Source organism: Pseudomonas sp. 8_5_2 (genome assembly GCF_059295255.1).
Genome location: NZ_CM181238.1, coordinates 4,149,724 through 4,172,760 on the forward strand (window position 1 = coordinate 4,149,724; position 23,037 = coordinate 4,172,760).

21 protein-coding genes, 1 tRNA gene and 1 pseudogene are annotated in these 23,037 nt (G+C 63.9%); 10 read left to right on the top strand and 13 right to left on the bottom strand.

The genetic code is table 11. The features are described 5' to 3' along the window. Window positions 1–104: 104 nt before the first annotated feature. Both AC5O5R_RS19075 and AC5O5R_RS19080 read right to left on the bottom strand, forming a co-directional pair. Window positions 105–908: an MOSC domain-containing protein gene (locus AC5O5R_RS19075; RefSeq protein WP_172224935.1), complete on the bottom strand. Its 804-nt coding sequence runs from the start codon at window positions 906–908 to the stop codon at window positions 105–107. A gap of 55 nt (window positions 909–963) precedes the next feature. Next, complete coding sequence (locus tag AC5O5R_RS19080) at window positions 964–1,899, bottom strand: chemotaxis protein CheV (RefSeq protein WP_172224933.1); 936 nt, start codon at window positions 1,897–1,899, stop codon at window positions 964–966. A gap of 351 nt (window positions 1,900–2,250) precedes the next feature. On the opposite strand from AC5O5R_RS19080, the gene AC5O5R_RS19085 reads away from it, so the two are divergent. The 3 genes from AC5O5R_RS19085 to AC5O5R_RS19095 all read left to right on the top strand — a co-directional run bounded on the left by AC5O5R_RS19085 (window position 2,251) and on the right by AC5O5R_RS19095 (window position 4,682). Beyond that, on the top strand, window positions 2,251–2,760 hold the full coding sequence (locus tag AC5O5R_RS19085; protein WP_172224930.1) for a histidine kinase: 510 nt from the start codon (window positions 2,251–2,253) through the stop codon (window positions 2,758–2,760). Between the two features lie 376 nt (window positions 2,761–3,136). Then, a complete protein-coding gene (locus AC5O5R_RS19090; protein WP_172224960.1) occupies window positions 3,137–4,033 on the top strand; it encodes a sensor histidine kinase in 897 nt (298 codons plus the stop codon). Beyond that, the gene (locus AC5O5R_RS19095; protein WP_172224927.1) at window positions 4,023–4,682 is read left to right on the top strand and encodes a response regulator; all 660 of its coding nucleotides are present in this window, start codon (window positions 4,023–4,025) and stop codon (window positions 4,680–4,682) included. Before AC5O5R_RS19090 ends, AC5O5R_RS19095 begins: the two co-directional genes overlap by 11 nt. Here the strand turns inward: AC5O5R_RS19095 and yegS are convergent. Beyond that, window positions 4,666–5,553 (bottom strand): lipid kinase YegS, encoded by an 888-nt coding sequence (gene yegS / locus AC5O5R_RS19100; RefSeq protein ID WP_172224924.1) that lies wholly within the window; start codon window positions 5,551–5,553, stop codon window positions 4,666–4,668. The two genes, AC5O5R_RS19095 and yegS, sit on opposite strands and share 17 nt — an antisense overlap. 360 nt (window positions 5,554–5,913) lie before the next feature. Between yegS and AC5O5R_RS19105 the strand changes: the two genes are divergently transcribed. Next, window positions 5,914–7,161, top strand: a complete 1,248-nt coding sequence (locus AC5O5R_RS19105; RefSeq protein ID WP_172224921.1) for a glycosyltransferase family 4 protein — start codon at window positions 5,914–5,916, stop codon at window positions 7,159–7,161. Here the strand turns inward: AC5O5R_RS19105 and AC5O5R_RS19110 are convergent. After that, the gene (locus AC5O5R_RS19110; RefSeq protein WP_172224918.1) at window positions 7,150–8,376 is read right to left on the bottom strand and encodes a molybdopterin molybdotransferase MoeA; all 1,227 of its coding nucleotides are present in this window, start codon (window positions 8,374–8,376) and stop codon (window positions 7,150–7,152) included. The two genes, AC5O5R_RS19105 and AC5O5R_RS19110, sit on opposite strands and share 12 nt — an antisense overlap. Continuing rightward, a complete protein-coding gene (gene moaB, locus AC5O5R_RS19115; protein ID WP_172224915.1) occupies window positions 8,360–8,899 on the bottom strand; it encodes a molybdenum cofactor biosynthesis protein B in 540 nt (179 codons plus the stop codon). The genes AC5O5R_RS19110 and moaB overlap by 17 nt, the downstream gene beginning before the upstream one ends. A gap of 185 nt (window positions 8,900–9,084) precedes the next feature. On the opposite strand from moaB, the gene AC5O5R_RS19120 reads away from it, so the two are divergent. After that, entirely contained in the window at window positions 9,085–9,306 is a 222-nt protein-coding gene (locus tag AC5O5R_RS19120) for a YgdI/YgdR family lipoprotein (protein ID WP_172224912.1), read from the top strand. Between the two features lie 81 nt (window positions 9,307–9,387). After that, window positions 9,388–9,464 (top strand) — tRNA-Pro (locus AC5O5R_RS19125). 46 nt (window positions 9,465–9,510) lie between these two features. Here AC5O5R_RS19125 and AC5O5R_RS19130 read toward each other — a convergent pair. The 3 genes and pseudogenes from AC5O5R_RS19130 to AC5O5R_RS19140 all read right to left on the bottom strand — a co-directional run bounded on the left by AC5O5R_RS19130 (window position 9,511) and on the right by AC5O5R_RS19140 (window position 13,033). Next, a complete protein-coding gene (locus tag AC5O5R_RS19130; RefSeq protein ID WP_494515474.1) occupies window positions 9,511–10,278 on the bottom strand; it encodes a methyl-accepting chemotaxis protein in 768 nt (255 codons plus the stop codon). A 165-nt stretch (window positions 10,279–10,443) separates the two neighbouring features. Further along, window positions 10,444–11,127 (bottom strand): annotated as a pseudogene (locus AC5O5R_RS19135) (methyl-accepting chemotaxis protein); the annotation flags it as partial. Window positions 11,128–11,269: 142 nt separating this feature from the next. Continuing rightward, window positions 11,270–13,033 carry an ABC transporter transmembrane domain-containing protein gene (locus AC5O5R_RS19140; RefSeq protein ID WP_494514643.1) on the bottom strand — a complete coding sequence of 588 codons (1,764 nt, stop codon included), beginning with the start codon at window positions 13,031–13,033 and terminating at the stop codon, window positions 11,270–11,272. 209 nt (window positions 13,034–13,242) lie between these two features. Between AC5O5R_RS19140 and AC5O5R_RS19145 the strand changes: the two genes are divergently transcribed. After that, window positions 13,243–13,416 (top strand): PA1571 family protein, encoded by a 174-nt coding sequence (locus AC5O5R_RS19145; RefSeq protein WP_172224903.1) that lies wholly within the window; start codon window positions 13,243–13,245, stop codon window positions 13,414–13,416. A 176-nt stretch (window positions 13,417–13,592) separates the two neighbouring features. On the opposite strand, the gene pdxB is transcribed toward AC5O5R_RS19145, so the two are convergent. Next, a complete protein-coding gene (gene pdxB / locus AC5O5R_RS19150) occupies window positions 13,593–14,735 on the bottom strand; it encodes a 4-phosphoerythronate dehydrogenase PdxB (RefSeq protein WP_494514644.1) in 1,143 nt (380 codons plus the stop codon). A gap of 60 nt (window positions 14,736–14,795) precedes the next feature. After that, complete coding sequence (tusA, locus tag AC5O5R_RS19155; protein WP_027596647.1) at window positions 14,796–15,038, bottom strand: sulfurtransferase TusA; 243 nt, start codon at window positions 15,036–15,038, stop codon at window positions 14,796–14,798. 381 nt (window positions 15,039–15,419) lie between these two features. Between tusA and AC5O5R_RS19160 the strand changes: the two genes are divergently transcribed. Then, on the top strand, window positions 15,420–15,599 hold the full coding sequence (locus AC5O5R_RS19160; RefSeq protein ID WP_494515485.1) for a hypothetical protein: 180 nt from the start codon (window positions 15,420–15,422) through the stop codon (window positions 15,597–15,599). Window positions 15,600–15,967: 368 nt separating this feature from the next. Here AC5O5R_RS19160 and rlmM read toward each other — a convergent pair whose 3' ends face one another. Next, window positions 15,968–17,032 (bottom strand): 23S rRNA (cytidine(2498)-2'-O)-methyltransferase RlmM, encoded by a 1,065-nt coding sequence (gene rlmM / locus AC5O5R_RS19165; RefSeq protein WP_172232018.1) that lies wholly within the window; start codon window positions 17,030–17,032, stop codon window positions 15,968–15,970. 224 nt (window positions 17,033–17,256) lie between these two features. On the opposite strand from rlmM, the gene acnA reads away from it, so the two are divergent. Together acnA and AC5O5R_RS19175 are read left to right on the top strand one after the other, a co-directional pair. Then, entirely contained in the window at window positions 17,257–19,998 is a 2,742-nt protein-coding gene (gene acnA, locus AC5O5R_RS19170; RefSeq protein WP_172287926.1) for an aconitate hydratase AcnA, read from the top strand. A 139-nt stretch (window positions 19,999–20,137) separates the two neighbouring features. Next, on the top strand, window positions 20,138–21,703 hold the full coding sequence (locus AC5O5R_RS19175) for a methyl-accepting chemotaxis protein (protein ID WP_172229123.1): 1,566 nt from the start codon (window positions 20,138–20,140) through the stop codon (window positions 21,701–21,703). A 57-nt stretch (window positions 21,704–21,760) separates the two neighbouring features. Here the strand turns inward: AC5O5R_RS19175 and AC5O5R_RS19180 are convergent, their stop codons facing one another. Both AC5O5R_RS19180 and AC5O5R_RS19185 read right to left on the bottom strand, forming a co-directional pair. Next, on the bottom strand, window positions 21,761–22,645 hold the full coding sequence (locus AC5O5R_RS19180; RefSeq protein ID WP_172229125.1) for a pseudouridine synthase: 885 nt from the start codon (window positions 22,643–22,645) through the stop codon (window positions 21,761–21,763). Window positions 22,646–22,696: 51 nt separating this feature from the next. After that, the gene (locus AC5O5R_RS19185) at window positions 22,697–23,005 is read right to left on the bottom strand and encodes a transcriptional regulator (protein WP_172229127.1); all 309 of its coding nucleotides are present in this window, start codon (window positions 23,003–23,005) and stop codon (window positions 22,697–22,699) included. Window positions 23,006–23,037 lie beyond the last annotated feature (32 nt).

Below are 23,037 nucleotides of genomic sequence, written 5' to 3' on the forward strand. Positions count from 1 at the left end.
GTCGCCGGCAAACCAGTTCCCACAGGTAAGGCACATGTGTTCGAACCTGTGATGAATCTGTGGGAGCTGGCTTGCCGGCGACAGGGCCAGTACAGGCAACACATTCACTCCAGAACTTCCACCTGCATGCCTACTTCAAGCCAGCCACTGCCATCCACCGCCAGGTTCTGCCCGAAAAGCACATCGCCCTCTTTCTCGCGGAAGGTCTTCAGCGTCGCCATTGGTTCACGGTCAGCGCTGCGCTCCCCGGTTGTTGGGTCGATTGTGGTGAACACACAACGCACGCTGGGCTTGAGCACTCGGAACTCCAGGCTGCCGATGCGGATGCGCTTCCAGCCATCTTCGGCGAACGCTTCAGCGCCCTGCACCACCATGTTCGGCCGGAAACGCAGCATCTCCATCGGTCGGCCAATGCGCTGGTTGAGCGCCTCCAGCGAACCCTGGCCAATCAGCAGCAACGGGAAGCCATCCGGAAACGCCGCCCGGTCACTGTTGAAGCCATAGCCATTTGGCAAGTAACGCGCCCGCTGCTCCGGGCAATGCACCAGCCGCACGGCCTTGCCCAGCAACTCGCTCAGCCAGGCCGCCGCGGCATCGCCAGCGTCCGGCACGCGCAGGGTGTCGCGCCAGAGCGTGACCCCGCGCAGGGCCTCATCGGCAGCAGGTACAGGCACCCTCAATGGGTCCAGCCCGGGCGCCTGTAGCAGTAACTGGCCGTTTTCGTCATCGCGCGCCTGCAGCTGGCCAAGTTGCGGCCAGGCCCGCTGGGTCAGGAAGCGTCCGTTATCTTCCTCCACCACCATCCAGCGCCGGTCGCCCTGCAAACCCAGCACACCCACCGGTGAGGTTTGCAGGCTTTGCGCCTGGCCAGACTTCACCGGGTATCGATACAGCTCACTGAGAAACATCCCTGCCGCCTCGCTTCATGCCAAAAACCCAGCTTATACCCGGCAGAGGCAAGGATCACGCAGTGGCGGCATCCAGCAGCAGGCGTTGCTTGACCACATCGACCAGGCGATCGGGCTGGAACTTGGACAGGAAGTTGTCGCAGCCCACCTTCTTCACCATCGACTCGTTGAAGCTGCCCGAGAGCGAGGTGTGCAGCACCACGTAAAGCTGACGCAGGCGGGCATCGCTGCGGATTTCGGTGGTAAGCCGGTAACCGTCCATTTCCGGCATTTCAGCGTCGGTAAACACCATCAGCAGCTTCTGGCACACGTCCTCGCCGGCATCGGCCCAGGCCTTGAGCATGCGCAGCGCCTTCAGGCCATCACTGGCCACGTGCAGCTTCATGCCCAGCTGGGACAAGGTGTCGCGCAACTGCGCCAGGGCCACGCTGGAGTCGTCCACAAGCAGGACCTCGCGGCCGCGGGCGCGGGCCAGCACCGGGTCGGCGAGCTTTTCGCCAGACACCCGGGCGTTGTACGGTACGATCTCGGCCAGCACTTTCTCCACGTCGATCACCTCCACCAGCTGCTCATCGACCTTGGTGATGGCGGTCAGGTAGTGCTGGCGCCCGGCACTGGAAGGCGGCGGCATGATCGATTCCCAGTTCATGTTGACGATGCGGTCGACCCCCCCCACCAGAAACGCCTGCACCGAGCGGTTGTATTCGGTGACGATGATGGTGCTGTCCGGCGTCGGCTGCAGCGGGCGCATGCCGATCGCCTGGGACAGGTCGATCACCGGCAAGGTCTGCCCCCGCAGGTTGACCACACCACAGACGAAGGCATGACGCTGAGGCATCAGGGTCAGCTTGGGCAGCTGCAGCACTTCCTGGACCTTGAACACGTTGATCGCGAACAACTGACGGCCTGCCAGGCGGAACATCAGAATTTCCAGGCGGTTCTCACCCACCAATTGTGTACGTTGGTCTACCGTGTCGAGAATGCCGGCCATTGGAAAACCCCCAGGCTTCAGTCGAAAAAAGTGAAATCATTCAAGCGTTATCGGCGGCTTCGCGCACACCTTGACCCTTGTCGGAAAATGCGCCGAAGACAATTGATATCACTTTACCATCATGCTTTACTGCGGGCGTCCCAGGGTAAATCGAAGGGGTCGCAAAAGTTCCCCGCCTTAGCCCCGCATCAGGGAAACCCTTAGCGGCAATCGGGCGTAACCTGATGTTCGCGATATCCTTTAGCCATTAATGTGACGCCATTCTCATTGCATGAATGGAGTCAGGCTTTTGCTAGCTATCGTTTTGGCGTGCCCACCCCCTGCGCCTACCTCACGCGCGGGGACTTGAAGATGGACACTGCCTTATCGTTCGATGAAGCCCTGCAGGGCTTCATGCTGGATGCCCAGCTACTGCTGACCCAGGCACAGGAATGCCTGCAGCATCTGGAACTGATCGACAACGACCCGGACGCTTGCCACGGCCTGGGCAACGCCCTCGACAGCCTTGCCCGAAAGGCCACGCGCCTGGGCCTGCGTGAAGTCGCTCACTACACCACCGCCTTGCAACAATTGCTCGCCCCGGTGTGTCATGGCGGCCACCTGCAACGTGAAGCCCTGCCCGCGACAGCGGCATGCCTGACCTTGCTGGCCTGGCAGCTGGAGCTGGCCGACCGCCGCACCGGGCGTCTCAACCTGGACATCGGCGAGCAGTTGGTGCTGCTGAGCGAATTGGCCAAGGTCGTGCAACAACCCTTCGCACCCGCCTGCGGCTCCTGTGACGAACAAGGCAGCGTGTGCATCCACCCCCATACGGACACGGCGCCTCCCCCATACCAGGGCCGCGCGTCGCGTACACACTAACCCGACGCAAAGTGTAACTAAGCACGCTTATTCAAGCTCCACCCTGGTCGAACTTGGAAAGTTCATCCAAGTTCGGCCGCCTTCGGACGGGCCAAGTTGAAGCCTTGCCGAGCAAGTTACATGGCAAGTGCATGCCAGCCAATCAAGAGATGGCATTTTGCTAGCCGCCAACCCCCGACCAGCAGGCGTTTCAAAGCATTACCCAGCCGCGACCGATGCAATGCGAAGTGGTAATATGCGCCCCTACAGACGCTTGCAACCTGAACAAAGGTTGAAAGATCACATGCTCGAAAAAACGTCGAAAGTACTGCGCCAAAGCCTCTGACCAGCATTGTGCAAGGCCTCCATCAGCACTACTTCAGTGGCTTCCCCAACTATGTTCCCACGCTTGAAAACTTCTTTGCGTTGTTGCTCCCGTGCTGCCCTGCTGCGCTGGACGACGGTCGGGCTGTGCGTGGCCTCGCTGGTCGCCAACGTGGTGCTGTACCTGGCCGACCAGGTCATCCCGACCAGCCTGGTGATACTGCAGCTGGCCGCCACGCTGTGTGCGGCCGTGCATCTGGGCCTGAGCGCGAGATCGATCAGCCTGCGCCCGGCAGAGCTGGCCGAGCGCATGCTGAAGGTGCAGGAAGACGAACGGCAGCACCTGAGCCGGGAACTGCACGACGACATCGGCCAGCTGCTCACCGCCGCCAAGCTGCAATTGCAGTGGCTGCAACGGCGCATGCCGGATGAGCTGCAGGGCCACTGCGACGCACTGCGCAACACCCTGGATGACACCTTGGGCAACGTGCGCGACGTGTCTGCCCTGCTCAACCCGCGGCAACTGGCCAGCCTTGGCCTGGAAGCGGGCCTGCGCGCGCACCTTGTGCGCACCCTGGCCAGCAGCGACGTGCATTGGAGCCTGGCGTGCAATCAGCGCCTGGGCGGTATCGACGAGGACGTGGCCATGGCCGTGTTCCGTATCACCCAGGAAGCCGTGACCAACATGTTGCGCCACGCCCAGGCCCACAATCTGGTCATCCGCTTGCAACGCACTGCCGAGGGGCTGGCGCTGTCGATCCATGATGATGGCCGTGGTTTCGTTCCCGGCCCGCATCCGGACAACGCCGGCCAGCGTGGCCTGGCCGGCATGCAAGATCGGGTCACGGCGCTGCAGGGCCGCCTCGACATCACCAGCCACCTTGGCGCGGGGACGCGGATCGAGGCGGTGTTCCCGTGGGCTGCGCGCACCCAGCAACGCGCCAGGAGTACTGCTGCACATGACCTGTAGATTGCTGCTGGTGGACGACCATTCGCTGATTCGTGCCGGGGTCCGCGCGCTGGTCTGCGACATCCCCGGCTATGACGTGATCGGCGAAGCCGACGACGGCAACCAGCTGCTTGAGCAGGTGCGCACGTTGGCGCCGGACATCGCCTTGCTGGACATCTCCATGCGTTCGACCAGCGGCCTGGACGCACTCACCCAGCTGCGTGCCAGCGGCAGTACCTGCAAGGTACTGATCCTGTCGATGCACACCGATCCAGACCTGATCATGCGTGCGCTGGAAAGCGGCGCGCATGGTTACTTGCTCAAGGACACCAGCGCCGCCGAGCTTGAGCAGGCCCTGGGAGCGGTGCGCAACGGCGAGCGCTACCTCAGCCCGGCCATCGCCCATACCGTCATCAACCAGGCGCTACGGCACACCAAGCCGGGCAAGCAAGGCGGTGGCGAGCGGCACAACCTCACCGCCCGCCAGCTTGAAATCCTGCGCCTGATCGTGCGCGGCAAATCCACCCGGGAAATCGCCGCCGGGCTTGGCCTTTCGATCAAGACGGTGGAAACCCACCGCTCGCAGATCATGAAGCGCCTGCAGATTCATGACGTGGCGGGCCTGGTGCTGTTCGCCGTGCGCGAGAAAATCATCAGCCTGGACGACTGAGCAAGGGCGACCCTGCCGGCAGGTGCAGGCGCAGCGCAGCAGGCCTGGCCTGAAAGCGCAGGTTGTCGGCCTGCAAGGGTTCGCCATCAAGGTTGATGTCCAGGCCCCGCGAGCTCTTGATCTCGACCCAGGGCAACCTGGCCCGCACGAACAGGCCATCACCGACCAGCAAGTCGCGTAGCGCACCCACCACCTCTTGCGGCGCGGGCAGGATGGCGATGTCGAGCAAGCCGTCGTTGACCACAGCCTCCGGGCAGAGCGCCTGCCCGCCTCCCGCCTGGCGGCCATTGCCGATGCCCAGCGCCAGCAAGTCCCCTTGCCAGTGAAAGTCCGGCCCTTGGAGCTCCACCGAAGCTGCCTGCAGCTCGCTGAAGCGCGACAGCCCGGTGAACAGGTAAGCCGCGGCGCCCAGTACCTTTTTCAAGTCTTCGGAAGTATTGGCCGTTACCTGGCTGCCAAAGCCCCCCGTGGCCATGTTGAGGAACAACTGGTCGCCGGCCTGGCCCAGGTCGATTGGCTGTGCCGGAACGTTCAGCAGGGCCAGTGCCGTGGCGGGCTCCAGGGGGATGCCGGCGGCTTTGGCGAAATCGTTCGCGGTACCCAGCGGCAACAGCGCCAGGCTGGCCTCGGTCCCCACCAGCCCCATGGCCTCGGCCACATCACGCAATGTGCCGTCCCCGCCACCGGCGACAATGTGCGTGTAACCCGCCGCCAGCGCTTCAGCGACCAGGCGCTGGGCGTCACCCGCCTCCCAGGTGACCCGCACATCCAGCGCCCAGCCGCTATCGCGCAGGTCGTGCACGGCACTGCGCAGTTCTTCGTTCATTGCCTGTTTGCCGTGCAGGATCAGCATTGCCTTGCGCCCTTGCATGTGCGCGTCTCCGTAAGTTGGCCAACCCTGATCTCGACCACTGCTGCCTATCGATCGTTGCATGCCACCTGAAAAAAACAGGCCAGGCCCTGCTGCCAGTCAGGGGCTAATGGGGCTGCTGCACAGCCCCTCGCCGGCAAGCCATGCGCCGTACTTGTGGGAACCTGGCTTGCCGGCGATGGGCCGCAAAGCGGCACCAATTGCTCGACTGGCTGGCATCAAGCCGCTCCGAGCAAGGCAATTGATCGCGTCGGACGGTCATTTTTCCCACGCTTCGGAATGCCCGTCTATGCTCAGCAAATACCCTCTAGTGCCATGGACGCGCCCCGTATCCGCAGCCTTCAGCGAGGATTTCGCGTCATGCGCATTCTCTGGACCTTGCCATACCTGCCCTGGCCCACTACCAGCGGCAGCAAGACCCGGCAATACCACCTGCTACGTGCATTGGCACAGCACGGCCACCGCATCACCCTGTTGGTGCAGTCGAAAATCCCCCTGAGCGATGCCGCCCGCGATGCCCTGGAGCCGTTGGTCGAACGGTTGATCGTGCTGCCACGCCGTGCGCTGCACAGCCCGCTCAACCTGCTTGCCTCACCCATCATCGACTACCCCATGCGCGCGATCATCAATGGCCTGTCGCCTTGTCTGCGACACCGTTTCGAGCAGTTGCTGGACGAGCCCTGGGATGTGATCCAGATCGAGCACAGCTACAGCTTCCAGCCCTTCGAAAAAGCCCTTCAGGCCCGCGGGCTGCCCTACATGCTCAGCGAGCACACGCTGGAGTCGGTGATGGGCGGTGCCAGCCACGACCGCCTGCCGCTGTGGTTGCGCCCCCTCAATGCCTTTGACCGCTGGCGCTACCGGCGCTGGGAACACCGGGTGCTGCGCCAGCCCACCGAACTGGTGGCGGTCAGCGCCCACGATGCAGAGTTGATAGAGCAAATCAGCGGGCGCCCGGTGAACGTGGTGGTCAATGGCGTGGACTGTGATTTCTACCAGCACGTGCAACCCGCCCTGCACAGCCAGCGCCTGCTGTTTGTCGGCAACTTCGAGTATGGCGCCAATCTGGAGGCCATCGAGTGGGCTCTGGAAGACATCATGCCGCAGGTGTGGATGAGCAACCCGGCGGTGCGCCTGGCGATCGCCGGGCATGCCATGCCGGCAAGCTGGAAACTGCACTGGAACGACCCACGCATCGAATGGCTTGGCTACCGCCCAGACCTGCGTGAACTGCAGCGGCGTTCGGCGCTGTTCTTTGCGCCGCTGCGTTACGCCGGCGGCTCCAAGGTGAAAATCCTCGAAGCGATGGCCGCCGGGCTGCCGGTGATCACTACCGGCAAAGGCGTCTCGGGCCTGTCGGCCAACAACGGCGAGCACTACCTGGGCAGTGATGACAGCGACCAGCTGGCGCTGCTGATCACCCAGTTACTCAATCAGCCCTGGCGCATGAGCCAGTTGAGCGATGCCGGGCGCCTGTTCGCCCGCCAGCGCCACGACTGGAGCGTGGCCGCGCAGCAACTGGAGAACGTGCACATGCGCCTGACCCAGGCGGCATCGGCCCAGACCGCGCCGCTGGCCAGTGCGTGGCTGGAGCGCTCAGCCAAGTAGCTCGCTGAACGGGATGAACGGCACACTGTCGCCCTGCTTCGGCGTGCTGCCTTCGCGCACCTCCACCAGCCCTTCGGCCCACGCCGCGCTGCGCAGCACTCCCGAACTCTGGTTCTTGTAGATGCGCACCTGGCCCTGCTCGATGCGCGCCCGCAAGTACTCGCGACGTGTTCCCGCCTTGGGCCAGTCGAAGCCTGCCGGCATGTCGAAACGCAGCGGCGTGACATCCACCACACCCTGGCGCCGCAGCAGATAGGGACGGGTCAGCAGGCCGAACGTGACCAGGGTCGAGGCCGGATTGCCAGGCAGCCCGATTACCGGCACGCCCCGGAAGTGCCCGAAGGTCAGCGGTTTGCCCGGTTTTATCGCCAGCTTCCACAAGGCCAGCTCGCCGGCTTCGCGCAGGGCCGCACCCAGGTAGTCGGCCTCGCCCACCGAGACCCCGCCGGTAGACAGGATCAGGTCGACCCCGCCCAGCCCGGCCAGGCAGGCACGGGTAAGAGCCAGGTCATCCGGCAGGATGCCGGCATCGACTACCTCACAGCCCAGCCTCTGCAACCAGCTGACCAACAGCCGACGGTTGCTGTTGTAGATTTGCCCAGGCCCCAGCGGCAGGCCGGGTTCGACCAGTTCGTCACCGGTGGAGAGCACCGCCACGCGCACTTTGCGGACCACGTCCAGGCGGCCATGGCCCAAGGTGGCAGCCAGACCAAGCTCGATCGGCCCCAGCCGGGTCCCAGCGCTCATCACCTGCTCGCCTTTACGGGTTTCCTGGCCCTGAGGGCGAATGTTCTGCTGGGCTTGCAACGGCTCCAGAAAGCGCACCCGGCCATCTTCAAGCACCTCGGTGTTTTCCTGCATCTCGACGCAGTCGGCACCTTCCGGTACTGGCGCCCCGGTAAAGATGCGAGCACAGGTGCCCGGTTGCAGAGGCTGCGGTGCATGGCCGGCGAAAATCCGCTGGCTGACCGGCAACGCCTGGCCCTGCCAATCGGCCAGGCGCAGGGCATAACCGTCCATGGCACTGTTCGGCCAGGGCGGCAGATCGAGCGAGGCCACCAGGTCGGTGGCCAGCACACGGCCTTCGGCCTCGGCCAGCGGCAGGTTCTCGGTCTCGCCGATCGGTGCCGCCTCGGCTAACGCCAGCAGCTGCTCCAGGGCCTGTTCCACCGGCATCAGCGGCCGGGCCTGGTTAGCCTCAGCCACGGCTGTCACAGGCCGCTGCCTGCTTCAGGTGCGGCACGAAGTTGCACGGGCGATGACGGGCGTCGAGCTGCTCGGCGAGGATACCGTCCCAGCCGGTGCGCACGGCGTTGGTAGACCCCGGCAGGCAGCACACCAGGGTGCCGTTGGCCAGCCCGGCCAGCGCGCGCGACTGCACGGTGGAGGTGCCAATGTCCGCCACGGAAATCTGCCGGAACAGCTCGCCAAAACCGTCCACCTGCTTGTCCAGCAGGCAGGCCACGGCTTCGGGCGTGCTGTCGCGGCCGGTGAAACCGGTGCCGCCGGTGATCAGCACCACTTGCACGTTGTCATCGGCGATCCAGGTGGCGACCTGGGCGCGGATCTTGTACAGGTCGTCCTTCAGCAGCACGCGCTCGGCCAGGCGATGGCCGGCCGCGCTCAGGCGGTCGACGAACAGCTGGCCGGAGGTGTCGGTGTCGAAGGTGCGGGTGTCACTGACCGTCAGCACGGCGATGTGCAGCGGCACGAAAGGGGTATCTGCCTTGGCTTTCATGGGGTCCGTCACAAGAAGATGGGATGGCCGCAGTTATATCACAGCGCACCTTTCCCAGCGTGGCGACCAGCTGCCTTGCCCTGGATCAACGGGACGGATTTGTCGCTATGCTGCACTGAAAAGGAACTTGCACCAACGTGTTGCGTCATAACTGTCATCTGGCACCATCGCACTGGAGAAACACGATGATCAAACGGACCCTCCCCGCTTTCCTGCTCGCCCTGGGCCTGGGCGCCCTCGCCGGCTGCTCGACCCCAAGCGTCATCACCCTCAATGATGGCCGCGAAATCCAGGCAACCGACAAACCCTCCTATGATGAAGACTCTGGCTTCTACGAATTCGAGCAACTGGACGGCAAGCGCACGCGCCTGAACAAGGACCAGATCCGCACCGTCAAAGAGCTCTGATCAAGTCGCCTGTTTTGGTCAGCGGCCGTTGAACGACAAGGGCTTGCGGGCCAAAACGGGATGCAGTAGGATTTTCGCCATCGGAGTGTAGCGCAGCCAGGTAGCGCGTCTCGTTCGGGACGAGAAGGCCGCAGGTTCGAATCCTGTCTCTCCGACCAGATCCTGCTCAAAAAGCCCGCCTTGCGCGGGCTTTTTAGTGCCCGGTCAGGCGCTCAGGCGCGAGGTGACCTCACCCAGCTGCCCCGACAGCCCATGCAGGCGCTGCCCTGCCTGTTCGGTGTGCTGCACCGCTTCCTGGTTGGCTGTGGCAATGCGGGTGATTTCGATCAGGTTGCGCGAGATGTCCTCGGCCACGCTGGTCTGTTCCTCGGCCGCCGTGGCGATCTGCCGGTTCATGTCGCGGATCGCCTCCACTGCCAGGGTGATGCGCTGCAGCATCTGCCCGGCCCGCTGCACCTGCTCGGCCCCTTCCTCACTGCGCTGCTGGCCGCTTTCAATGGCCTTGACCGCTTCCACCGCCCCCGACTGCACCGCTTCGATGATCTGGTGGATCTCGGCAATCGATGCCGCCGTGCGCTGGGCCAGGCTGCGTACTTCGTCGGCCACGACCGCAAAGCCACGCCCGGCCTCCCCCGCGCGGGCCGCTTCGATGGCCGCATTGAGTGCCAGCAGGTTGGTTTGTTCGGCAATGCCGCGGATCACTTCAAGCACCTTGCCGATGCGCGTGCTGTCATGTTCCAGGTCGCGGATCACCGCCGCCGTGCCAGCGATTTCGCGGTTGACCACGCCAATGATGTCGATGGTCTGCTGCATGACCTGTTCGCCCGCCTGGGCGCTGTGGTCGGCATCATCCGCCGCGCGGGCGGCTTCCGCGGCATGGCGGGCGACTTCCTGGGCGGTAGCGGACATCTCGTGCATGGCCGTGGCCACCTGGTCGGTACGCTGGAACTGGTCGTGGGTACCTCGGGCCATGTCCCCGGCAATGCTGCGCAACTGGCCGCTGGCGCCTTCCAGTTCCTGGGCGTTGTCCTGCAGCCGGCCTACGGTGTCGGCGAGGAAGTCGCGCAGGGTGTTGGCCGCCCGCGCCAGGCGCCCCAGTTCGTCCTCGCGGCGGCTGTCGACACGGGCGGCGAAACGGCCCTGGCTAAGCTGCGCGACATACTCGATCAACTGGCGAATCGGCTCGATCAGGCTGCGGTTCACCAGCCACAGGCTGAGCAGCCCCACCAGTACCGCCGAGGCCAGCATCACCAGCAGGCCCAGCCATACGGTGCGGTCGGCGCTGGCATTGATGCGGGCCGCACGCTGGCTCGCGTCCGCCCGCAGTTGCTCGACCAGCTCGCTCATCTGCTCGCTGGCGGCGCGGTCAACCCCCTTCACCGCCTGGTCGCCCGCTACCGGGTCGCCCCCCGCAGCGAGAAACGCCTGCCGGCCTTGCGCGTAGGCCTGGCCCAGCTGGCGATGGGTCTCGCGCAGCTGCTGCAGCGGCGCCTTGAGCCGCGCATCGCTGCTGTCTATCAGTTGCCCGAGCAGTTGTTGCACCTGCTGTTCGCGGGCCTGGAACTGCTGCCAGTACTTGTCCATGTCAGCCGGCTGGCGCCCGCGCAACAGCACGTTCTTCCATTCCTGCACCTGGATCTTGAACTGCAGGTTGGCCTCGTCGATCAATTGCGAGGCACGCAGGGGCCCGTCGACCAGTTCGGCATAACTGCGCACGCTCGACGACAGGAACTGGAAGCACACCAGGGCGATCAGCAGCATCGCGACCAGGCTGCCACCGAGCAGCGAGAGAATTTGCACTCTGAGGGATTTACGCAACATCGAGGGTCTCGGAACCAGGGGGAGAAAGCGGGCCAAAAAAAAGCTGCCATCAAGCAATGGCAGCCAGGTCGAGCACTTACGCAACAGTTGAGTTGAATACTCTCAGGCAATTACTACAGAAATATTACAGAGCAACGACAGCCTACCCCAAAGTGAACTGCAAAGCGGCCAACCGCGCATAAAGCGGGCTTTCCTCGATCAACTGGCGATGAGTGCCCACTGCCACCAGCCGGCCCTTGTCGATGACCGCAATACGCTCGGCATGCTGCACCGTAGCCAGTCGATGCGCGATCACAAGGGTGGTGCGCCCGGCCATCAGGCTGGGCAGCGCCTGCTGGATCAGGTGTTCGCTCTGCGCATCGAGGGCACTGGTGGCTTCGTCCAGCAACAGGATCGGCGCGTCGACCAACAGCGCCCTGGCAATCGCCAGGCGTTGCCGCTGCCCACCCGACAAGCCGATGCCGCCCTCGCCCAGTGGCGTCTGGTAGCCCTGCGGCAGCTGGCGGATGAATTCATCGGCATGGGCGCCCTTGGCCGCGGCTTCGACCTCGGCCATGGTCGCGTCGGGCCGGCCGTAGCGAATATTGGCCTCGACCGTGCCACGAAACAGTGAGGGGTTTTGCGCCACCAGGGCGAACTGTCGGCGCAACTGGTCGGGGTCGAGCGCGGTGATCGCCTGGCCATCGAGCAGGATGCGCCCTTGCTGGGGGTCGTAAAAGCGCAGCAGCAAATCGAACAGGGTCGACTTGCCTGCCCCCGACGGGCCTACCAGGGCCACGGTCTGCCCAGGCTCGATGGCCAGGCTGAGGCCATCGATAGCCGCCACCGATGGCCGTGAAGGGTAGGCAAACACCAACTCCTGCAGCTCGATGCGCCCGCTGGCGCGCTGCTGCGGCAGTGTCAGCGCCGTGGTCGGGGGCAGGATTGCGCTACGCGCAGCCAGCAGTTCGGCGATGCGTTCGGCAGCCCCCGCTGCACGTTGCAACTCGCCGATCACTTCGCTGAGCGTGCCGAAAGCGCTGCCCACGATAAGGCTGTAGAACACGAATGCCGCCAGCTCGCCGGCGGATATGCGCCCAGCGATGACGTCCATGCCACCTACCCACAACATCACCCCGACCGCCCCCAGCACCAGTACGATGACCAGGGTGATCAACCAGGCACGCTGGGCAATGCGCTGCCGGGCCACGGCAAACGCCGCCTCGACCGTGCCTGCGAACAACTGGCGGTCCAACCCCTGGTGGTTGTAGGCCTGCACGGTCTTGATCTGCCCCAGGGTTTCGGCCACGTAGCTGCCCACATCCGCCACCCGGTCCTGGCTTTGCCGCGACAGGCTGCGTACCCGACGGCCAAACAGCAGGATCGGCGCCAGCACCAGCGGCAAGGCCACCACCACGATACTGGTGAGCTTGGGGTTAGTGATGAACAGCAGCACCACACCGCCGATGACCATCAGCGCGTTGCGCAGGAACATCGACAACGATGAGCCGATCACCGATTGCAGCAAGGTGGTGTCGGCGGTCAGCCGCGACTGGATTTCGGAGCTGCGGTTGTCTTCGAAAAACCCCGGGTGCAGGCCGATCAGGTGGTCGAACACGGCACGGCGAATATCGGCCACGCAACGCTCGCCAATCCACGATACCAGGTAGAAACGGCTGAACGTGCCCACGGCCAAAGCCAGCACCAGCAGCAGGAACAACCCGATGGTCTGGTTGAGCTGGTGCGCGGAGCGGGTCATGAACCCCTGGTCCACCAGCAGGCGTATGCCTTGGCCCATCGACAGGGTAATGCCGGCAGTGACCACCAGCGCCAGCAAGGCCAGCAGCACCTGGCGGCGATAAGGGCGAACGAACTGCCAGGCCAGGCGCAAGGCCCGGCGTTGGCGCGGGGAAACCGATTCGGGCATGACTGCAACCACAATGGCAGGGAAGCCGCAGACTACCACTCATCCAGGCCGTGGGAACGGGTGCAGGTTGCTATAACCGATCGATCTAACCTGGCTATGGAGGTTTATCCTGGTTTCTGTTGGACTGGTTGTGCCGGGATGCGGCCGCTGTCACAGGCCAGTCACGGCGCAAGGTTACCTTGAGCTTGTACCTGATGAGGAGACAATGCATGAGCTTGCAGCACAACAGCGACAACCAGAAGCCCCGGACCACCCCGCAACCGCAGGTGTGCGGTTCGATCATCGACGGCCAGGGGCGCGAAGTGCCAATCACCGAGCAGATGATCCAGCAGGCCTGCGAGGACCTGGAAAAAAGCCGGCGCGAGCGCGTGCGCAAAGGTTGATCGGCGAATTTATTGCAACCCGGCCTTCGCGCCGGGTTTTTATTTGCCTGAATACTGTGCCGGCCTCTTCGCGGGTGAACCCGCTCCCACAGGGATTCCACAGGACCTGAGCCAGGTCAGGTTGCTGTGGGAGCGGGTTCACCCGCGAAGAGGCCGGTAGAGCTTGCAATACTCTGTCAGACCAGCACGCCACCCAAAGCGCTGACCAGCTGCGCAAGCTGTGGTGACTCCCCACGCAAGCGCACCGCCAACCCCTCGATCTCGCGCCGGGGCGGATACTGCTTGCGCAACTGGTCAAACGCCGCCCGCTGTTGCTGCGGGTCGTCGCTGAGGCTGCGACGGAAATCAGCATCGTCCCGACGTGGGTCGTACACCGCGCGGCACAGTGTAGCCAGCGCCCAGGCCAGGTCTGTGCTGGCATCCAGCTCGATCTGCGCGAGCGACGGCCGGGGTAGCAGATCAGCCAGCTGCACTTGCTCGTCCACCCCCAGGAAGCGGCACAGCGCCTGGTAGATCTGCGCCGTGCCACGCTGGCGGCCGTCGAGGCTGTAACCGGCGATGTGTGGCGAAGCCAGGGTGCACAGGTCGGCCAGTTGCAGGTCGACCTGCGGTTCGCCCTCCCACACATCCAGCACCGCATGCACGTCCTCACGGTCCAGTAGCAGTTCGCGCAGGGCGGCGTTGTCCACCACCGGACCGCGGCTGGCGTTTACCAGCCAGGCACCCGGACGAAGCTCGGCCAGTTGCGCCTGGCCCAGCAAGTGCCAGGTCGGGTGCTCGCCAGCGTGCTGCAACGGGGTATGCAGGCTGATCACATCGCATCGTTGAAGGATGGTTTCGAGGCTGACGTAATCGCCACCTTCGGCGGCCTGGCGCAGCGGGTCGCACACCAGCACGTTCCAGCCCAGCCCGTGCAGCACGCGCACCAGGCGACCGCCGACTTCACCGGCGCCGACCACGCCGTAGGTGCGCTCGGGCAGTGCCACGCCATCCAGTTCGGCCAGGGTCAGCAGGCTGCCCAGCACGTAATCGACGACGCCGCGGGCATTGCAGCCCGGCGCGCTGCTCCAGCGGATGCCGGCTTCGGCAAAGTAGTCCAGGTCCAGGTGATCGGTGCCGATGGTGCAGGTGCCTACAAAGCGTACCCGGCTGCCTTCGAGCAACTGACGGTCGACTTTGGTTACTGACCGCACCAGCAGGATGTCGGCATCCTTTACGCTGGCGGCATCGAGGCTTCGGCCGGGGTAGCGGCGTATTTCACCGAAACCCTGGAAGAAGGCATCGAGCAGCGGGATGTTCTCGTCGGCAACTATCAGCATGGCGCTCTCCTGTCTGGGGAACGCAGTGTAGGCGCAACGTGGGGCGTGTTCCAGAGCGTTTCAGTCGGCTTTCTTGCGGATCCAGTACAGGAATGTGCCGGCGTCTTCTTGCTGCTGAAGCAGTTCGTGGCCGAGGAAGTTGCAGAATTTGGGGATGTCGCGGCGGGTCGACGGGTCGGTGGCGATGACCTTGAGCAGGCCACCGGCGGCCAGGTCACGTACGTGCTGGTGCAGCATCATTACAGGTTCCGGGCAGTTCAGGCCGGTGGCGTCGAGGACGGCGTCAGGGGTGAAGTCGGTCATGTGGGGCTCCGCAAATGATCGTCATTGTCGCGCATCGCGCGACGTCGTCCAAGCACCGGCTGCGAACCTGGCTCCAAGGTTCAGGTTCAAGTTCAGGTTCAAGTTCAGGTTCAAGTTCAAGTTCAAGTTCAAGTTCAAGTTCAAGTTCAAGGTTCAAGCCATGGGCATTCACATCAAGTAGACATTCGTTAGCGAGGGTGGCGCTGAGTCACCTTTCCGCCCTTACGGCGGGTCACTTTTGTCTTGGCAAAAGTAACCAAAACCGCCCGCTCCCATCATCCGGCCCCTACGCTGCGCTGCGGGGTTCCCTCGCTCCGGGCTTGCTCCCGGGAGGACCGCGCTGCAGGCCCCATCCTGGGGCCCAGCGCTTGACGGGCATCCATGCCCGTCACCTCCCTCCGCAAGCCCTGCGCTCGGCCTCCTGAAGTCGCAACCTGTGTCGCCTGGACTATCGCGCGCTTAGAAGCAAAAGCCGAAGCAAAGCAAGAGCAGAAGCTGTTGCTGTTGCTGTTGCTGTTGCTGTTGCTGTTGCTGTTGCTGTTGCTGTTGCTGTTGCTGTAGATCTTGATCTTGATCTTGATCTTGATCTTCGCGACTTCAGGAGGCCGAACGCAGGCCTTGCGGAGGGAGGTGACGGGCATGGATGCCCGTCAAGCGCTGGGCCCCAGGATGGGGCCTGCAGCGCGGTCCTCCCGGGAGCAAGGCCGGAGTGAGGGAACCCCGCAGCGCAGCGTAGGGGCCGGATGATGGGAGCGAGCGGTTTTTGGTTACTTTTTTCCAAGAAAAAAAGTGACTCGCCGTAAGGGCGAAAAGGTGAGTAAGCGTCGCCATCGCAAATGGACTGTTCGCTGCATCAAAACCGGCGCATAAGTTTCAAACTTCAAACTTCAAGCTTCAAGCTTCAAGCTTCAAGCTTCAAGCTCTCACGCTCAGCGCGCCTTCAGATCAAGCCTGCGCAAGTGACAGGTCACTTCCTCCCGATCGTGATACAGCTGCTTGCAAGCAATCGACACCCGAATCTTGCGCGCCTTGAACGTCGCCTCCATGCGATCAAGCAACCGCCGCACTTCGGCATAACGCTGCTTCATCGGCAGCTTCAGGTTGACCACCGCCTCGCGACACAACCCCTCCCCCAGCCAGGTCTCGATCAGCGAGGTAGTGCGCGCCGGCTTCTCGACAATGTCGCACACCATCCAGTCCACCGGATGCTTCGGCTGCCAGGTAAACCCATCAGCCATCAGGTGCTGGACCAGCCCGGTGTCCATCAGGCTTTCGGCCATCGGCCCGTTATCGATGGCCGTCACCAGCATCCCCCGGCGAACCAGCTGGTACGTCCAGCCACCCGGCGAGGCACCCAGGTCGACACCGGTCATGTCATCGCCCAGACGCTGCTCCCACTGCTCGCGCGGGATGAACTGGTGCCAGGCCTCTTCCAGCTTGAGGGTCGAACGACTGGGCGCCTCGCGGGGAAACTTCAGGCGCGGAATGCCCATGGGCCACAGCGCGCTGTTGTTGGCGGCGGCAACACCGGCAAATACCCGTCGGCCGCTGATAAATGTCAGCAGCAGCCGTGGCCGGTTGGCGTCGTCGACCAAGCGGCCGGCTTTTTCCATGGCCTTGCGCAGCGGCACCTCGAACTTGCGGCAAAAGGTGGACAGTTCCTTGCCATCGTTGCTGTCCAGCACCTCCAGCCACAGGCTGCCGAACACCGGCATGTCGGCCAAATGGGCCAGCAGCACACTGATGCGGTCGGTTTCCGGCAGCTCGACAAAACCACCACGGGCCCACTGCCGCGGGAAAATCAGCTGGTTGAAGCGCAACTCCCCCATCAAGCGCTCGGCACCGCCGTCCTCGCTGCAGACAAACTCGGCACTGGCGCTTTGCGGCTTGCCTTTGGCATAGCCAGCAACACCCAGGCGGGCGGCGTGTTCGCTGATTTCGGCGCACACCTCGCCCTCGAAACCGGGCCGGCAATGCATGAACAGGGTATTCATCTCTCACTCCACTACGGCGGGCGCGCAACAGGCGCCGGCAGGGCGGCGATGATAAAGGAAGTTCGGAACCTGCGACACGCCCCGCCGGTCCAGAAAAGGGTCAGGGGCCATAAACCGGTCTAACCTGACCATTCAGCCAGGTCCGTGCCGTGCGGACCGATACACAACGGTGCTACCGGCAAACCCTGAGTAATTGCCGGGCACCGGCGCAGAAGGAGTTGGCAATGCCCTCGCTCGATAGCCTGAACACCCTCAAGCCCCTCAAGGTCGGCGATCAGACCTACCATTACTTCAGCCTTGCTGAGGCTGCCCGCCAGCTGGGTGATCTGCAGCGCCTGCCCATGTCGCTGAAGGTGCTGCTGGAAAACCTGCTGCGCTGGGAAGACGGCAAGACCGTCAGCGGCGACGACCTGCGCGCCGTCGCCCAGTGGCTGAGCGATCGGCGCTCCGATCGCGAAATCCAGTACCGCCCGGCACGGGTGCTGATGCAGGACTTTACCGGCGTGCCGGCGGTGGTCGACCTGGCCGCCATGCGCGCGGCCATGGCCAAGGCCGGTGGCGACCCACAGCGGATCAACCCGCTGTCCCCCGTTGACCTGGTCATCGACCACTCGGTGATGGTCGACCGCTACGGCACCCCGCAGGCATTCAGCGAAAACGTCGATATCGAAATGCAGCGCAATGGCGAGCGCTACGCGTTCCTGCGTTGGGGCCAGAGCGCCTTTGACAACTTCCGCGTGGTGCCGCCGGGTACCGGCATCTGCCACCAGGTGAACCTGGAATATCTGGGCCGCACGGTCTGGACCCGCGAAGCAGATGGCCGCACCTATGCCTTCCCCGACACGCTGGTCGGCACCGATTCGCACACCACCATGATCAATGGCCTTGGCGTACTAGGCTGGGGTGTCGGCGGCATCGAGGCAGAGGCAGCCATGCTCGGCCAGCCCGTGTCGATGCTGATCCCTGAAGTGATTGGATTCAAGCTGACCGGCAAGTTGCGCGAAGGCATCACCGCCACCGACCTGGTGCTGACAGTCACCCAGATGCTGCGCAAGAAAGGCGTGGTGGGCAAGTTCGTGGAATTCTACGGCGACGGCCTGGCTGAGCTGCCCTTGGCCGACCGCGCTACCATTGCCAACATGGCCCCCGAATACGGCGCCACCTGTGGGTTCTTCCCGGTCGACCAGGTCACACTGGACTACCTGCGCCTTTCCGGCCGCCCCGAGGCGACCGTGCAACTGGTCGAGCAATACTGCAAAACCCAAGGCCTGTGGCGCCTGCCGGGCCAGGAGCCGCTGTTCAGCGACAGCCTGGCGCTGGACATGCACCAGGTCGAAGCCAGCCTGGCCGGGCCGAAACGGCCGCAGGACCGTGTGGCGCTGGGCGAGGTCAGCCAAGCCTTCAACCATTTCATCGAGCTGCAACCCAAACCGCTGGCCAAGGAAGTCGGCCGCCTGGAAAGCGAAGGCGGTGGTGGCGTGGCGGTGGGCAACGCCGATCAGGCCGGCGAGATTGATTACACCCATCAGGAGCAGACTCACACCCTGCGTGATGGGGCCGTGGTAATCGCCGCGATCACCTCGTGCACCAACACCTCCAACCCCAGCGTGATGATGGCCGCCGGCCTGGTGGCGAAAAAGGCCCTGGAAAAAGGCCTGAAACGCAAGCCGTGGGTCAAGAGCTCGCTGGCGCCGGGCTCCAAGGTCGTCACCGAGTACTTCAACGCAGCCGGGCTCACCCCGTACCTCGACCAGCTGGGCTTCGACCTGGTCGGTTACGGCTGCACTACCTGCATCGGCAACTCCGGGCCGCTGGACGAGCCGATCGAGAAGGCCATCGGCAGCGCCGACCTGACCGTGGCCTCGGTGCTGTCCGGCAATCGCAACTTCGAAGGACGCGTGCACCCCTTGGTCAAGACCAACTGGCTGGCCTCGCCGCCCCTGGTAGTGGCCTACGCCCTGGCCGGTAGCGTGCGCCTGGACCTTACCCGTGACCCACTCGGCACCGGCAAGGACGGCCACCCTGTCTACCTGCGCGACATCTGGCCCACCCAGCAGGAAATCGCCGAGGCCGTGGCCAAGGTCGACACGGCAATGTTCCACAAGGAGTACGCCGAAGTGTTCGCCGGCGATGCCCAATGGCAAGCCATCGAGGTGCCACAGGCTGCGACCTATGTGTGGCAGGCGGACTCCACCTATATCCAGCACCCGCCCTTCTTCGACGGCATCGGCGGCCCGCCGCCGCAGATCGCCGACATTCATGACGCGCGGATTCTGGCGCTGCTGGGCGACTCGGTGACCACCGACCACATTTCACCCGCCGGCAACATCAAGGCCGACAGCCCCGCCGGGCGTTACCTGCGCGAGCAGGGTGTAGAGCCACGCGACTTCAACTCCTATGGCTCACGGCGTGGCAACCATGAGGTGATGATGCGTGGCACCTTTGCCAACATCCGTATCCGCAACGAAATGCTGGCGGGCGAGGAAGGTGGCAACACCCTGCACATCCCCAGCGGCGACAAACTGTCGATCTATGACGCGGCCATGCGCTACCAGCAGGAAGGCACCCCGCTGGTGGTGATCGCCGGCCAGGAATACGGCACCGGCTCAAGCCGCGACTGGGCGGCCAAGGGCACCAATCTGCTGGGGGTCAAGGCTGTGCTGGCGGAAAGTTTCGAGCGCATCCACCGCTCCAACCTGGTGGGCATGGGTGTACTGCCGCTGCAGTTCACGGCCGGGCACGATCGCAAGCAACTGGGGCTGACCGGGAACGAGAAAATCGATGTATTAGGCCTGGACAGCGCGCAAATCCGTCCCGGCATGAGCCTGCCCCTGCGCATCACCCGCGCGGATGGGCAGCAGGAGCAGATCGAGGTGCTGTGCCGGATCGACACCCTGAACGAGGTTGAATACTTCAAGGCGGGTGGAATTCTGCATTATGTGCTGCGCCAACTGATCGCGGGCTGAGGCGGCAGGTCTGGCTCTGGATTCCAGGTGCTCCTGAGATCGGGCGCCGCCTGCGCGGCGCTCGATCTGACAAAAATATCCATTCAACAAAAGCCGTGGCTTGCCGATACCTCTCCAAAGCCCTGCGGACTTACAAGCCATGCGTAACAACCAGCCGATTACCCAGAGAGAACGGACTTTCCCTGCCCAGCAGCGGTTGATCTCCACCACCAATGCCAAAGGCGTGATTACCTACTGCAACGATGCCTTCATCGATATCAGTGGTTTCACCCGCGAAGAGCTGACCGGCGCACCGCACAACCTGGTCCGCCATCCCGACGTTCCGCCTGCCGTGTTCGCCCATATGTGGCAAACGCTCAAACAGGGCCAGCCGTGGATGGGGATCGTCAAGAACCGTTGCAAGTCCGGCGACCATTACTGGGTCAACGCCTATGTCACGCCGATCTACGACAACAACCAGGTCGTCGGCTTCGAGTCGGTGCGGGTCAAACCCACTGCCGAACAGATCCGTCGCGCCGAGGCGTTGTACCAGCGCCTCAACCAGGGCAAGCCGGCGGTGCCGCGCCGTGACAAGTGGCTGCCCGTGCTGCAGGACTGGCTGCCGTTCATCCTGATCAGCCAGATGGGCTTCCTGATCGGTAACTGGCTGGGCCATTCCTGGGGCTTCGCCCTGGCCGCCGGGCTTTCGGTTCCGCTGGGGCTACTCGGCCTGAGCTGGCAGCAGCGCGGCCTCAAGCGCCTGCTGCGCCTGGCCGAACAAACCACCTCCGACCCACTGATCGCGCAGATGTTCACCGACAGCCGGGGCGTGCAGGCGCGCCTGGAAATGGCCATGCTCAGCCAGGACGCGCGCATGAAAACCTGCCTGACCCGCTTGCAGGACAGTGCCGAGCACCTCAGTGACCAGGCCCGTCAGTCCGATGCCCTGGCGCACAAAAGCTCTTCGGGCCTGGAGCGCCAGCGGGTAGAAACCGAGCAGGTCGCCGCAGCGGTCAACCAGATGGCAGCCACCACCCAGGAAGTGGCCAACCACGTGCAACGCACCGCCGATGCCACCCAGGAAGCCAACCGCCTGACCACCCAGGGCCGGCAGATTGCCGGGGAAACCCGCGAAGCCATTGAACGCCTGTCGGCGGCAGTGGGCGAAACCGGCCAGACGGTCACGCAACTGGCCAAGGACAGCGACGAGATTGGTGGCGTGGTCGATGTGATCAAGGGCATTGCCGACCAGACCAATCTGCTGGCGCTGAACGCGGCCATCGAGGCGGCGCGAGCCGGGGAAATGGGCCGCGGCTTTGCCGTGGTGGCCGACGAGGTGCGGCAGTTGGCACAGCGTACCGCTGAATCCACCGGGCAGATCCATGGCCTGATCGCCAAGCTGCAACAAACCGCCAGCAATGCCGTGCTGACCATGGAAACCGGTCACCGCCAGGCGCAGGAAGGGGTCGACCGGGTGATGCAGGCTGACGAAGCCCTGGTGGGCATCAGCGAAGCGGTCGCCAACATCACCGACATGGCCACCCAGATTGCTGCCGCAACCGAAGAACAGACGGCGGTCGCAGACGAGATCAGCCGTAACATCAGCACCATCGCCGAACTGGCCGACCAGACCGCCGAACAGGCGCAGCACTCGGCCCTGCTCAGCGAGGAGCTGACCAGCACGGCGGGTAGCCAGTACTCGCTGGTGGAACGGTTCAACCGCTAAGGGCAGAGCCTGACGTTCGATGCAGGCGCGGGCTTGGCCGCGCCTGCATGTCGCTGCTTACCAATCCAGCTGCAAGCGGCTCTCGAAATAGCGCACTTCCCCGCTCAACGGGTCCTCGAAGCGCAGGCTCTGGGCCAGAAGTTTCAGCGGCCGCTGGTAGTCATCTTCCACCTGTAGCAACTGCGGATAGAACGGGTCGTTGCTGATCCCGGCGCCCAGGGCGGCCATGTGCACACGTAGCTGATGGGTCTTGCCCGTCACCGGCGACAACCCGTAGCGCCACAACTCCCCATTCTTCTCCAGCACTTCGGCCAGGGTTTCGCTGTTGGCCTCCCCTTCTACTTCATGCATGCGGAAGAACGGCTCGCCATGGACCAGGCGGCTTTTGTGCACCAACGGAAACGCACGCTGCGGCATGGCAGCAGCAATGGCCTGATAGCGCTTGTCGATGCGCCGTTCGGGGAACAGCCGCTGGTAGGCACTGCGGGTGTGCGGGTTGGCGGAAAACAGCACAAGCCCGGCGGTATGCCGGTCGATGCGGTGCAACGGCACCAGGTGCGGGTTGCCCAAGCGGCGGATCAGCCGGCGCAGCAAGGTATGCTCGACGTACTCCCCGGTCGGCGTCACCGGCAGAAAGTGCGGCTTGTCGGCCACCACCAGGTGCTCGTCCACGTGCAGCACCACCTCCTGCACCGGAATCGGCCGTTCGTTTGGCACTTCGCGAAAGTAGTGCACACGCATGCCCCGCTTGTAGGGCAATTCGGCCGCAATCGCCCGGCCGCAGGCATCCAGCACGCGGCCACGGGCAAACCGGTCGAGCCACTGGTCCCGGTCGATGGCCTTGAAGTGATCACACAGGCAGTCGAGAACCGTCGCCCAGTTACCGGGTGGCAGGCATACCGTACTGGCTTGCTGGTGGGCGGGGTCGAAAGAGGGGGTCATGGCACTACTCGAAACGATCACGGCCGCGCATTATCGCCCAAGCCCACGCCCTCAACCAGCCTGGGAAATCGCCTCGCTGCGTTCCTTGAGCCAGCGCAGCACCTGCACCGGCTCCCAGCGACCAGGGTCGTAGAGTGCGTAAAGCAACCCCTGGTAACCCACCACGTCCAGCCCACGGTGGTAGCCGGCGCGCTGGAACAAGGCCTCGATTTCGGCAAAGCAGGTATTGAAATGGACCTTGCCAAATGGCGTGCGGTCATCGGTCACCAGGCCTTCGAGGCGCAGTTCCAGAACGGCGTCGGCCACCCGGTCCACGGGCATTCGGTTGACGCTGTACTTGAGTTGCTCGACGTTGAGCATGCTGTTACCTCGATACTGTATTTATATACAGC

Coding starts and splice junctions, on each gene's coding strand:
- AC5O5R_RS19075 (WP_172224935.1), bottom strand. CDS start 908: ATGTTTCTCAGTGAGCTGTATCGATACCCGGTGAAGTCTGGCCAGGCG.
- AC5O5R_RS19080 (WP_172224933.1), bottom strand. CDS start 1,899: ATGGCCGGCATTCTCGACACGGTAGACCAACGTACACAATTGGTGGGT.
- AC5O5R_RS19085 (WP_172224930.1), top strand. CDS start 2,251: ATGGACACTGCCTTATCGTTCGATGAAGCCCTGCAGGGCTTCATGCTG.
- AC5O5R_RS19090 (WP_172224960.1), top strand. CDS start 3,137: ATGTTCCCACGCTTGAAAACTTCTTTGCGTTGTTGCTCCCGTGCTGCC.
- AC5O5R_RS19095 (WP_172224927.1), top strand. CDS start 4,023: ATGACCTGTAGATTGCTGCTGGTGGACGACCATTCGCTGATTCGTGCC.
- yegS (WP_172224924.1), bottom strand. CDS start 5,553: ATGCAAGGGCGCAAGGCAATGCTGATCCTGCACGGCAAACAGGCAATG.
- AC5O5R_RS19105 (WP_172224921.1), top strand. CDS start 5,914: ATGCGCATTCTCTGGACCTTGCCATACCTGCCCTGGCCCACTACCAGC.
- moaB (WP_172224915.1), bottom strand. CDS start 8,899: ATGAAAGCCAAGGCAGATACCCCTTTCGTGCCGCTGCACATCGCCGTG.
- AC5O5R_RS19120 (WP_172224912.1), top strand. CDS start 9,085: ATGATCAAACGGACCCTCCCCGCTTTCCTGCTCGCCCTGGGCCTGGGC.
- AC5O5R_RS19130 (WP_494515474.1), bottom strand. CDS start 10,278: ATGGCCCGAGGTACCCACGACCAGTTCCAGCGTACCGACCAGGTGGCC.
- AC5O5R_RS19140 (WP_494514643.1), bottom strand. CDS start 13,033: ATGCCCGAATCGGTTTCCCCGCGCCAACGCCGGGCCTTGCGCCTGGCC.
- AC5O5R_RS19145 (WP_172224903.1), top strand. CDS start 13,243: ATGAGCTTGCAGCACAACAGCGACAACCAGAAGCCCCGGACCACCCCG.
- pdxB (WP_494514644.1), bottom strand. CDS start 14,735: ATGCTGATAGTTGCCGACGAGAACATCCCGCTGCTCGATGCCTTCTTC.
- tusA (WP_027596647.1), bottom strand. CDS start 15,038: ATGACCGACTTCACCCCTGACGCCGTCCTCGACGCCACCGGCCTGAAC.
- AC5O5R_RS19160 (WP_494515485.1), top strand. CDS start 15,420: ATGCCCGTCACCTCCCTCCGCAAGCCCTGCGCTCGGCCTCCTGAAGTC.
- rlmM (WP_172232018.1), bottom strand. CDS start 17,032: ATGAATACCCTGTTCATGCATTGCCGGCCCGGTTTCGAGGGCGAGGTG.
- acnA (WP_172287926.1), top strand. CDS start 17,257: ATGCCCTCGCTCGATAGCCTGAACACCCTCAAGCCCCTCAAGGTCGGC.
- AC5O5R_RS19175 (WP_172229123.1), top strand. CDS start 20,138: ATGCGTAACAACCAGCCGATTACCCAGAGAGAACGGACTTTCCCTGCC.
- AC5O5R_RS19180 (WP_172229125.1), bottom strand. CDS start 22,645: ATGACCCCCTCTTTCGACCCCGCCCACCAGCAAGCCAGTACGGTATGC.
- AC5O5R_RS19185 (WP_172229127.1), bottom strand. CDS start 23,005: ATGCTCAACGTCGAGCAACTCAAGTACAGCGTCAACCGAATGCCCGTG.